The organism is Geodermatophilus amargosae (genome assembly GCF_900116515.1).
GTDB classification, from domain to species: Bacteria; Actinomycetota; Actinomycetes; order Mycobacteriales; family Geodermatophilaceae; genus Geodermatophilus; species Geodermatophilus amargosae.
Window position 1 is genome coordinate 506,902 of the sequence record NZ_FPBA01000002.1, and the last position, 10,451, is coordinate 517,352.

A 10,451-nucleotide genomic window follows, 5' to 3' on the forward strand; every position below is an offset into this window, starting at 1 on the left:
GGACACTGGGAGGGTGACGACCCCCGACTACCGGCTCACCCAGTTGGAGACGCTCGAGGCCGAGTCGATCCACGTCATCCGCGAGGTGGCCGCCGAGCTCGAGCGCCCGGTGCTGCTGTTCTCCGGCGGCAAGGACTCCATCGTCATGCTGGAGCTGGCACGCAAGGCGTTCGCGCCGGCGCGCATCCCGTTCCCGGTGATGCACGTGGACACCGGGCTGAACTTCCCCGACGTCCTGGAGTTCCGCGACAAGCGGGTCGCCGAGCTCGGCGTCGAGCTGGTCGTCGCCTCCGTGCCCGACGCGATGGCCCGCGGCCTGGTCAGGGAGGAGCCCAACGGCTCCCGCAACCGGATCCAGACGCCGGTCCTGCTCGAGGCGGTCGAGGAGCACGGCTTCACGGCGCTGTTCGGCGGTGCGCGCCGCGACGAGGACAAGGCCCGGGCCAAGGAGCGGGTGTTCTCCTTCCGCGACGAGTTCGGCCAGTGGGACCCGAAGAACCAGCGCCCGGAGCTCTGGGACATCTACAACGGCCGGATCCACCTGGGCGAGTCGATCCGCGTCTTCCCGCTGTCGAACTGGACCGAACTCGACATCTGGCAGTACATCGCGCGCGAGGGCATCGAGATCCCCGCGCTGTACCTGGCGCAGGAGCGGGAGGTCGTCGAGCGGCAGGGGATGCTCTACGCCGTCAACGAGTTCGTGCAGCCCCGCGAGGGCGAGCAGACGTCCCGGGAGACCGTCCGCTACCGGACCGTCGGCGACGCCAACCTCACCGCCGCGGTGCGCTCGCAGGCGACGACGGTCGCCGACGTCATCGCCGAGATCGCGGTGACCCGGATGACCGAGCGCGGCGCCACCCGCGGCGACGACAAGGTCAGCGACGCCGCGATGGAGGACCGGAAGAAGGAGGGCTACTTCTGAGCGGGCCTCGCCGTTCCCCGCGGCGCGCTCGCGCGCTGCGCCGGCGGTGGTAGCGGAGCAGCACGACGACGGTCACGGCGAGCAGCAGGAACCCGGCCGGCCAGGCGACCGCCTCGGGCGCGGCGACGCCCAGCGCCTCCGCGACGACGTAGGCGACCGCGTAGCCGGCGACGACCACCAGCAGGAACGGCACGAAGATCACCAAGCCGCCCACGCCGCCCCCCTCCGCGGACCCTGGTGGCACCGCTCACACCAGCGTCCCCCGTTCCGGCCCCGGCCGCCGCGCCGGGAACCGGCTGGGGATGATGGAGGCCATGTCCGAGCAGTCCGCCGTCGACGTCCACTCCCCCGCCGCCGCGCAGGCGGCCGAGCTGGCGACGGCCCGCAAGGACATCATCCGCATCGCCACGGCCGGGTCGGTCGACGACGGCAAGAGCACGCTGATCGGCCGGCTCCTCTATGACAGCAAGGCCGTCTACGAGGACCAGTACGCGGCGATCGAGCGGGCGAGCAAGGGCGACTACGTCGACCTGGCGCTGCTCACCGACGGCCTGCGCGCCGAGCGCGAGCAGGGCATCACCATCGACGTCGCCTACCGGTACTTCAGCACCCCGCGGCGGACGTTCATCCTGGCCGACACCCCCGGGCACGTGCAGTACACGCGCAACATGGTCACCGGCGCCTCCACGGCCGACCTCGCGATCGTGCTGGTCGACGCCCGCAAGGGGATGCTCGAGCAGAGCCGGCGGCACGCCTTTCTCGCCTCGCTGCTGCGGGTGCCGCACCTGGTGGTCGCGGTGAACAAGATGGACCTCGTCGACTGGTCGCAGGAGACCTTCGAGGCCATCAGCGACGAGTTCAGCGCCTTCGCCGCGCGGCTCGACGTCCCCGACCTGACCGTCGTCCCGATCTCGGCGCTGCACGGCGACAACGTCGTCAGCCAGTCGGAGAAGGCCCCCTGGTACCAGGGCCCCTCGCTGCTGCACCACCTTGAGCACGTGCACGTGGCCAGCGACCGCAACCTCGTCGACGTGCGCTTCCCCGTGCAGTACGTCGTGCGGCCGCAGTCCGACGCGTTCCACGACTACCGCGGGTACGCCGGGACCATGGCCAGCGGCGTGCTCCGCACCGGCGACGAGGTGCAGGTCCTGCCCAGCGGCCTGACGACGACGGTCGCCGCCATCGACGGCCCGCGCGGCCCGGTCGAGGAGGCCTTCGCGCCGATGGCGGTGACGGTGCGCCTCGCCGACGACCTCGACGTCTCCCGCGGCGACCTGCTGTGCCGCCCGGGCAACGTGCCGCAGGCGACCCAGGACCTCGACGCCCTCGTCTGCTGGATGGCCGACGAGCCCTTACGGCCGCGCCAGCGGCTGGCGGTCAAGCACACGACCCGCACGGTGCGCGCGATGGTCAAGGAGCTGACCTACCGGCTCGACGTCAACACGCTGCACCGCGACCTGGAGGCCGGCGAGCTCGGCCTCAACGACATCGGGCGCGTGAAGCTGCGGACCACCCAGCCGCTGTTCGTCGACGACTACAACCGCAACCGGGTCACCGGCCGGTTCATCCTCGTCGACGAGGCCACCAACGCCACGGTCGGCGCCGGGATGCTGCCTCCCCACCGCTGACGCGGCCGGCGCTCAGCCGAGGCGGACGGGGAGGGTCTCGAAGCCGCGGAGGGTCTGCAGGTCGCGGCGGACGGGGCGGCCGGCCACGCGCAGCCGCGGGAAGCGCTCGCTGAGCACGCGCAGTCCGACCACGCCCTCGAGCCGGGCGAGGCCCGCCCCGAGGCAGTAGTGGATGCCGCCGGAGAAGGCCAGGTGGTCCCGGGCGTTGGCGCGGGTGACGTCGAAGCGGGCCGGGTCGCCGAACACCCCCGGATCCCGGTTGGCCGCGCCCAGCAGCAGCGTCACCCGGGTGCCGGCCGGCAGCCGCGTCCCCGCGACCTCGGTCCCCCGGGTGATGGTGCGGCCGGTCAGCTGCACCGGGCTGTCGTGGCGCAGCACCTCCTCGACCGCGCCGTCCCAGCCCGCCGGGTCCGCACGCAGGGCGTCCCACTGGTCGCGGTGGGCGTCGAGCAGGACGACGGCGTTGCCCAGCAGGTTGACGGTGGTCTCGAAGCCGGCGCCGAGCAGCAGCATCACCGTGGCGTGCAGCTCGCGCTCGGTCAGCGCCTCGTCCTCGGGGAGCGTGACCAGCCGGCTGACCAGGTCCTCGCCGGGGTCCCGCCGCAGCCGGTCGAAGTGCCCGCGCAGGAAGGCGTGCATGGCCCGCAGCCCGCGCTCGGCGGCCAGGTACCGGCGCAGCGGCAGCCCGGGGTCGAGGGTGGCGGCCGCGGCGGCGCCCCAGCGCAGGAAGTCCTCGCGCCGCTCGACGGGGACGCCGAGCAGGTCGGCGATAACGAGCACCGGCAGCTGCGCGGCGTAGGCCTCGACCAGGTCGACGACGTCGCCGCGGCCGGTCAGCCGGTCGAGCAGGGCCTCGGCGGTGCGCTGCACCATCGGCTCGGAGGCCAGCGTGGCGCGCGGCGTGAAGGCCCGGCTGACCAGCCGGCGGAAGCGGGTGTGGCCGGGCGGGTCGGTGACCAGCATCGACGGCGGCTCGGCCACGCCGGTGGCGTCCAGCTCGTCGCCGAAGCGCAGCGCCCACCGGATCAGCGCGGGGGCCTGCGAGCGGTCCCACCCCACCCCGGCGGCGTCCGAGCGCAGCACCTCGGTGGCGACGGCGTGCGAGGTGGTCACCGGGCCGAGCGCGCTGCGGGACAGCGGCCCGCGGGCGCGCAGCCGCTCGTAGAGGTCGTAGGGGTCCTCGCGGGACGCCCGGTCGCGCAGCAGGAGGCCGACGGGGTCGCCGCGGCGGGCGGCACGGGCGAGGTAGACCGCCGGGAGCCCGTGGCGCACGGCGTAGCGGGTGGCCGTGCGCACCGGCCGCAGCACGGCGAGCGGCGCAGGTCCGGCCGGTGGACCGGCCGCCCGGGGCGGGCGGGGGGACGTCGTCGTCATGGGCACCTCCCGCCCGGCCGGTGCCGGGCGGTGGAAGGACCCCGGCCCCCTCACCCCTCGCACGCTCGGGGTGAGCCCCGGGCCGGGGCCGATGGTCGCTCTGCTACGCGTCCGTGTCCGGGGGCGCGGGCGTCTGGCTGGCGTCGCCGTCCCAGTCCTTGCCGGCCTTGTACGCGTGACCCGAGGCGCTGTCGGTCTGGCCGGCGACGGTCTCGACCATCTCCTCGTCGGACAGGCCCTCGCCGGCTGCCTCGGTGTCGCTGGTGGGCTCGCTCATCCTGTCTCCATCCGTCGAACGGCTTCGGTCTCCCCAGCCCTCCCCGGACGGCCCGGCGGTCAAACTCCGGAGCCCGGCCCGGGCGCGAGCACGAACCAGACCCGCTTGCCGCCGTCGACGTCCTCGACACCCCAGCGGTCGGCGATCGCGTCGACGATCTGCATCCCCCGGCCGCGCGGCTGGTCACCGCGCAGCTCCCCCACCACCGGGCGGATGGCCGAACCGTCGGACACGGCGATGCACAGCCAGCCGTCGGAGTACTCCAGCTCCAGCGCCAGCAACCCGTCCCCGCCGGCGTGGTCGACGACGTTGGCCACGACCTCGGTCACCAGGAGCGCGACGTCGCCGGTGTCCTGGGGAGCACGCCAGGCCCGCAGGACCTCACGCACGAGGTGGCGGGCCACCGGGACGCTGCGTGCCGACGCCGGCAGGTCCACCCGTGTGGTGAGTGTCGACATCGTCTCCCCTTGCAACCCGGCGACGACATGTCGGCGGTGTCCAACTGAGTCGTGTACGACCTTCGCAGGCCTGGCGCGCACCTCCCCCGGCACAGCCCGGGGGTGATCCCGAGGACACCGCCGTCGCGGCGCTGGAGCAGCTCGTGCGCGAGATCGACCGGTGCGCGGGCGAGCTCGAGGACGCCCGGACGCGCGCCGAGCAGCTGCTCGCCCAGCGCCGCTCCGGGCAGACCTGGCTCGACATCGTCTCCGGCGAGTCACGCCCGCTCGTCGTCGAGCGCATCTCCACGGTGCTGTCCGCGCTGGCCGGCGCCGGGTCGTCGTGGCGCAGGGCGCAGGCCCGGGCCCTGCAGGCCGAGCAGGTCAGCATCAACCGGATCGCCGCGATGTTCGGCGTCACCCGCCAGCGGATCTCGGCGCTGCTCCGCGACCAGCCCAGGTCCCCGGACGGCGCGATCGAGGCCCCGTCCGCCTGAGCGGTCCGCAGCCGGCTACGCGGTCAGGGCGTCGATCGCCTTGTAGACGCGCTGCTCGGAGATGGGCCGCGGCATGCCGAGCTGCTGGGCGAACAGGCCCACGCGCAGGTCCTCGACCATCCAGCGGATGCGAGCGACCGGGTCGTCCGGCGCGCCCGTGGGCGGCACCTCGCGCCGCAGCTGCTCGTACTCGGCGGTGACCGCGGCGACCTGCTCCGTCCACAGCGCGTCGCGCACCGCGTTGGCCGGGAGCTTCTCCAGCCGCAGCGCCATGCCCCGGAGGTAGCGGACCAGGTCGGGCAGCCGCAGACGGCCGGCATCGGCGACGAAGCCGCGGTGCAGCAGGCCGGCCATCTGCCGGCGCAGGTCGGCGATCGCGGCCTCGGGGACCCGCCGGCCCGGCGCGGCACCGATGGCGACGGCGACCTCGCGGGCCTGGGTCAGCACCTCCTCGACCCGCCGGACGGCGTCCTGCGTGATCGGCAGCAGCTGCTGCTTCGCCGTCGCCACCAGGGCGGCGAACGCCGCCTCGTCCCGCGGCGGCCCGCCGGCAGCGGCGAGCAGCTCGTCGGCCGCGGCGTCGACGCAGTCGTCGACCAGCGCCGGGATCTCGCCGTCGGGGTTGAACTGCAGCGCCAGGCGGCTCCTCGGGCCGAGGCCCTTGACCACCTGCCGGGTCGGCGAGCCCGCGACGAGCACGAGCAGCCGGCGCGCGCCCCGCCAGGTCAGCCGGGTGGCCTCGGCCTCGGTGGCCACCACCCGGACGCCGGCCGCCGCCCCCTCGTCGACCAGCGCGGGGTAGGCGGTGACCACGTGACCGCCGCGGCGCACCTGGACGGTGCGCGGCAGCTCGCCGATCGTCCAGGCGGTCAGCCCGGTGCGCTCGAGGTCGGAGGCGGCCCGGGCCAGGCTCGCGCGGCTGGCCGGGGCGACCCGGGCGCGCAGCGAGCCGAGCTCCTTGCCCCGCGCGAGCTCGCGCCCGCCGTCGTCGAGCACGCGGAACGTCGCCCGCAGGTGTGCGGGCACCTCCGCGGGCGCCCAGGCGTCCGGCGGGACGACGACGGCCGCGGACCGGCGCAGCTCGCGCTCCAGCGCCGGGAGCAGCGGCTCGGTGGGGCTGATCCGCGGCAGGACCTCGCGCACGCGGTCGGGGATCGGCACCAGCGCCCGGCGCAGCTGCTTGGGCAGCGTCCGCAGCAGCGCCGTCACCAGCTCCTCCCGCAGGCCGGGGACGGTGAAGGCCAGCGACTCCCCCGACGTCCGCTCGGCGACGGCGTCGAGCACCGCCAGCGGGACGTCGACGGTGACGCCGTCCTGCGGGGAACCGGGGGCGAAGGCGTAGGAGAGCGGCAGGGTGAGCCCCTGCGTCAGCGGCACCTCGTCGGGGAAGTCCTCGACGCGCACCTGCCCGGCCGCGGCCGCGTTGGTGAGCACCTCCGGGGTGAGGGTGAGCAGGTCCGGCGTCGCGCGGCGCGCGGACTTCCACCACCGGTCGAAGTGCCGGGTGGAGACGACGTCGGCGGGGATGCGCGCGTCGTAGAGCTCGAACAGCGTCTCGTCGTCGACCCGGATGTCACGGCGGCGAGCCCGCTCCTCCAGCTCGGCGACCCGCTCGATCGCGCGCTGGTTCTCGGCCCAGAACCGGTGGTGCGTCGTCCACTCGCCCTGGACGAGCGCGTGCCGGACGAACAGCTCCCGGGAGACGACGGGGTCGATCGAGCCGTACTGCACGCGCCGGCCGACGACCAGCGGGATGCCGAACAGCGTCACGCGCTCGGTGGCGACGACGGAGCCGCGCTTGGCGTCCCACCGCGGCTCGGAGTACTCGCGCCTGACCAGGTGCCCGGCAAGCCGCTCGACGTCGTCGGGGTCGACGCGCGCCACCGTCCGGGCGAACAGCCGGCTGGTCTCCACGAGCTCGGCGGCCACGACCCAGCGCGGCGGCTTCTTCGCCAGCGGGGTGCCCGGGGCGATGACGAACCGGGCACCGCGGGCGCCCAGGTACTCGCGCCCGCCACGGCGGCGGGGTGCGTCCTTGCCGCCCCGGGAGTCCTCCACCTGCAGGCCGACCTGGGACAGCAGCCCGGCGAGCAGGGCGACGGAGATCCCGCGCTCGTCGGGCTCCGCGGCGAGCGCGCCGGGGGTCATGCCGAGGCGGCGGGCGGTGCCGCGCAGCTGGCCGTGCAGGTCCTGCCACTCGCGGATGCGCAGGTAGTGGAGGAACTCGCGCTTGACCGTGCGGCGGAACGCGCTGCCGGAGAGCGCCTCCTGCTGCTCGGTCAGGTACCGCCAGAGGTTGAGCAGCGTGAGGAAGTCGGAGTGCTCGTCGGCGAACCGCGCGTGCATCTCGTCGGCGGCCTGCTGGTGCTCACTCGGCCGCTCGCGCGGGTCCTGGATCGTCAGGCCCGCCGCGACGACGAGCACCTCCTCGAGGACGCCGCGCCGGTCGGCCTCGACCACCATGCGGCCGAGGCGGGGGTCGAGCGGGAGCTGGGCGAGGGCGCGCCCGGTCTCGGTCAGCCGCCCCTCGGCGTCCAGGGCGCCGAGCTCCTCGAGCAGGGCGCGGCCGTCGGCGATCGCACGCCGGTCCGGCGGGTCGACGAACGGGAAGTCCTCGACCGCACCGAGGTCGAGCGCGGCCATCTGCAGCAGCACCGACGCCAGGCTGGTGCGGAGGATCTCCGGGTCGGTGTACTCGGGCCGGCCCTCGAAGTCCTCCTCGGTGTACAGGCGGATCGCGACGCCCTCGGCCACGCGCCCGCAGCGGCCCGAGCGCTGCCGCGCCGACGCCTGGCTGACCGGCTCGATGGGCAGCCGCTGCACCTTCGTCCGCGCGCTGTAGCGGGAGATGCGCGCGGTCCCGGGGTCGACGACGTAGCGGATGCCGGGCACGGTCAGCGACGTCTCGGCGACGTTGGTGGCCAGCACGACGCGGCGGCCGGTGTGCGGCTGGAAGACCCGGTGCTGGTCGGCGGCCGACAGGCGGGAGTAGAGCGGCAGCACCTCGACGCCGGGGAAGCGCTCGGCGAGAGCGTCGGCGGTGTCGCGGATCTCGCGCTCGCCGGCGAGGAACACCAGCACGTCCCCCGGGCCCTCGTGCGCCAGCTCCTCGACGGCGTCGCCGATGGCGGTGACCTGGTCGCGGTCGGGGTCGGCGGCCGGATCGCCCTCGGGGGCGTCGGGGTCGACGACGGGGCGGTAGCGGACCTCCACCGGGTACGTGCGGCCGCTGACCTCGACGACGGGCACGTCGGCGCCGTCCACGGAACTCTGCCCACCGTCACCGAGTCCTGCGAAGTGCTTGGCGATCCGGTCGACGTCGATGGTGGCCGAGGTGATGACGACCTTGAGGTCGGGGCGGCGCGGCAGGAGCTGGGCCAGGTAGCCCAGCAGGAAGTCGATGTTGAGGCTCCGCTCGTGCGCCTCGTCGATGATGAGCGTGTCGTACTGGCGCAGCAGCCGGTCGTGGGCGATCTCGGCCAGCAGGACGCCATCGGTCATGAGCTTGACCAGCGTGCCGTCACCGACCTGGTCGGTGAAGCGGACCTTCCAGCCCACCGCGCCCCCCAGGGGCGTGTCGAGCTCCTCGGCGATCCGCTCGGCCACCGTGCGCGCGGCGATCCGGCGCGGCTGCGTGTGCCCGATCCGGCCCCGCACGCCGCGGCCGAGCTCGAGGGCGATCTTGGGCAGCTGCGTCGTCTTGCCCGAGCCGGTCTCCCCGGCGACGACGACGACCTGGTTCTCGCGCAGGGCGGCGGCGATGTCGTCGCGACGGGCACTGACCGGCAGCTGCTCGGGATAGGTGATCACCGGGAGGGCGGCCCGCCGGCGCGCGATGCGCTCCTCGGCGGCGGTGACGTCGGTGGCGATCTTCTCGAGCGCACGCTCGCGAGCGGCGTCGTCGCGGGTGCGCCTCAGGCCCTCGAGCCGCCGGCCGAGCCGGTGCTCGTCGTCCAGGGTCAGCGCGGCCAGCCGGGACCGGAGGTCCGTGAGGGTCGCGGTCACGGGCGCGCTCGGCTCTCTTCCAGGTGAGGGGACGGCAGGCGGCGACCGGGGCCGCCGCCCCCAGGATCGCACCGGGTCGGACCCGCGCCGCCGGACGTCCGGCGCATCAGGTGCAGGTCGGACAACGCCACGGGGGGACGGACCCTTCCCGGCAGCGCGCTCCGGGCGCCTCCGCCGTTCCTGTCGCGCACGTCACCGATGCATGTAAGCTGCAACTGGTTGCATGTGTCCCGCAACCAGTTGTAGCGTCCACCTGTCTTCGCCTCCTGCCCCCCGGAGCCCCCGTGTCCAGTTCCTCCCTCCCCGGCGCCGGCCCGTCCACCGCGCCGTCGCCGGAGCGGACGGCGGAGGTCCGCAGGCTCTCGGAGCAGATGCCGCGCTTCATGCGCCTGGTGCACGCGTTCAAGAGCCTCCCGGCCGCCACCGACGGCCGGGAGCGCGCCGCCCTGGTCCTGCTGTTCCCGCTGACCCGCCTCGGGCCGCTGCGCCAGAGCGCACTGGCCGAGCTCGTGCACGCCGACCCCTCGACGGTCAGCCGGCACGTCGGGTGGCTGGTCGAGCAGGACCTGGTGCGGCGCGTGGCCGACGAGACCGACGGCCGCGCCACCCGCCTGGTCGTGACCGACGCCGGCCGCGCCGCCGTCGAGCGCCTGGCCGAGGAGCGCACCAGTCAGCTCTGCTCGATGCTCACCGGCTGGTCCGACGCCGACCTCGCCGCCCTCACCGGCCTGTTCGGGCGCCTGCTCGACGACCTCACGGCAGCGCTGCCGTCCGATCCCCGCTCCCCCTCCGCACTCCCCGTCCCGAGAGAGAACCCATGACCCAGACCACCCGTGCCAGCGCGGACGACCGGAGGGACGCCCGCGCGGCGGCCGCCGCGCCGGACGCCAGTGGCGTCTTCAGCCACCGGCAGATCCTCACGATCATCGTCGGGCTGATGGTCGCGATGTTCCTCGCGGCGCTCGACCAGACCGTCGTCGCGACCGCGATCCGCACCATCGCCGACGACCTGCAGGGCTACGACCTGCAGGCCTGGGCGACCACGGCGTTCCTCATCACGTCGACGATCTCCACGCCGCTCTACGGCAAGCTCTCCGACATCTACGGCCGGCGGCCCTTCTACCTGTTCGCCATCGCAGTCTTCGTCGTCGGCTCGGTGCTGTGCGGCATGGCGACGTCGATGTACGAGCTGGCCGCCTTCCGCGCGGTCCAGGGCATCGGCGCCGGTGGCCTGATGTCGCTGGCGCTGGCGATCATCGGCGACATCGTGCCGCCGCGGGAGCGCTCCCGCTACCAGGGCTACTTCATGGC

10 protein-coding genes are annotated in these 10,451 nt (G+C 74.6%); 5 read left to right on the plus strand and 5 right to left on the minus strand.

Features of this window, described 5'->3' with window-relative positions:
• Positions 1-13: 13 nt before the first annotated feature.
• Entirely contained in the window at positions 14-922 is a 909-nt protein-coding gene (gene cysD, locus BM414_RS05160) for a sulfate adenylyltransferase subunit CysD (protein WP_093578319.1), read from the plus strand.
• On the opposite strand, the gene BM414_RS28240 is transcribed toward cysD, so the two are convergent.
• Positions 876-1,136 (minus strand): hypothetical protein, encoded by a 261-nt coding sequence (locus BM414_RS28240; protein WP_139245711.1) that lies wholly within the window; start codon positions 1,134-1,136, stop codon positions 876-878. The genes cysD and BM414_RS28240 overlap by 47 nt on opposite strands.
• 100 nt (positions 1,137-1,236) lie before the next feature.
• Here BM414_RS28240 and BM414_RS05165 point away from each other — a divergent pair, with 100 nt between their 5' ends.
• Positions 1,237-2,550 carry a sulfate adenylyltransferase subunit 1 gene (locus BM414_RS05165; RefSeq protein WP_093578396.1) on the plus strand — a complete coding sequence of 438 codons (1,314 nt, stop codon included), beginning with the start codon at positions 1,237-1,239 and terminating at the stop codon, positions 2,548-2,550.
• A 12-nt stretch (positions 2,551-2,562) separates the two neighbouring features.
• Here BM414_RS05165 and BM414_RS05170 read toward each other — a convergent pair whose 3' ends face one another.
• From BM414_RS05170 to BM414_RS05175, 3 genes are all read right to left on the minus strand, one after another.
• Positions 2,563-3,924 carry a cytochrome P450 gene (locus BM414_RS05170; RefSeq protein WP_093578320.1) on the minus strand — a complete coding sequence of 454 codons (1,362 nt, stop codon included), beginning with the start codon at positions 3,922-3,924 and terminating at the stop codon, positions 2,563-2,565.
• 103 nt (positions 3,925-4,027) lie between these two features.
• Positions 4,028-4,201: a hypothetical protein gene (locus BM414_RS29100; protein ID WP_175551416.1), complete on the minus strand. Its 174-nt coding sequence runs from the start codon at positions 4,199-4,201 to the stop codon at positions 4,028-4,030.
• A 59-nt stretch (positions 4,202-4,260) separates the two neighbouring features.
• Positions 4,261-4,659, minus strand: coding sequence for an ATP-binding protein (locus BM414_RS05175; protein WP_093578321.1), 399 nt, complete (start codon positions 4,657-4,659; stop codon positions 4,261-4,263).
• A 143-nt stretch (positions 4,660-4,802) separates the two neighbouring features.
• On the opposite strand from BM414_RS05175, the gene BM414_RS05180 reads away from it, so the two are divergent.
• The gene (locus tag BM414_RS05180; protein WP_139245712.1) at positions 4,803-5,135 is read left to right on the plus strand and encodes a hypothetical protein; all 333 of its coding nucleotides are present in this window, start codon (positions 4,803-4,805) and stop codon (positions 5,133-5,135) included.
• A 15-nt stretch (positions 5,136-5,150) separates the two neighbouring features.
• Here BM414_RS05180 and hrpA read toward each other — a convergent pair whose 3' ends face one another.
• Complete coding sequence (gene hrpA, locus BM414_RS05185; protein ID WP_093578322.1) at positions 5,151-9,140, minus strand: ATP-dependent RNA helicase HrpA; 3,990 nt, start codon at positions 9,138-9,140, stop codon at positions 5,151-5,153.
• Between the two features lie 284 nt (positions 9,141-9,424).
• Between hrpA and BM414_RS05190 the strand changes: the two genes are divergently transcribed.
• Both BM414_RS05190 and BM414_RS05195 read left to right on the plus strand, forming a co-directional pair.
• Positions 9,425-9,961 carry a MarR family winged helix-turn-helix transcriptional regulator gene (locus tag BM414_RS05190; RefSeq protein ID WP_245784492.1) on the plus strand — a complete coding sequence of 179 codons (537 nt, stop codon included), beginning with the start codon at positions 9,425-9,427 and terminating at the stop codon, positions 9,959-9,961.
• Positions 9,958-10,451, plus strand: a 494-nt coding sequence (locus BM414_RS05195; RefSeq protein WP_139245713.1) for an MFS transporter, incomplete at its 3' end; no start/stop codon positions are given. The genes BM414_RS05190 and BM414_RS05195, both read left to right, overlap by 4 nt.

What these genes read in the sequence shown, in the direction of transcription:
- BM414_RS05165 (WP_093578396.1), top strand. Translation starts at nt 1,237, where the DNA reads ATGTCCGAGCAGTCCGCCGTCGACGTCCACTCCCCCGCCGCCGCGCAG.
- BM414_RS05170 (WP_093578320.1), bottom strand. Translation starts at nt 3,924, where the DNA reads ATGACGACGACGTCCCCCCGCCCGCCCCGGGCGGCCGGTCCACCGGCC.
- BM414_RS29100 (WP_175551416.1), bottom strand. Translation starts at nt 4,201, where the DNA reads ATGAGCGAGCCCACCAGCGACACCGAGGCAGCCGGCGAGGGCCTGTCC.
- BM414_RS05175 (WP_093578321.1), bottom strand. Translation starts at nt 4,659, where the DNA reads ATGTCGACACTCACCACACGGGTGGACCTGCCGGCGTCGGCACGCAGC.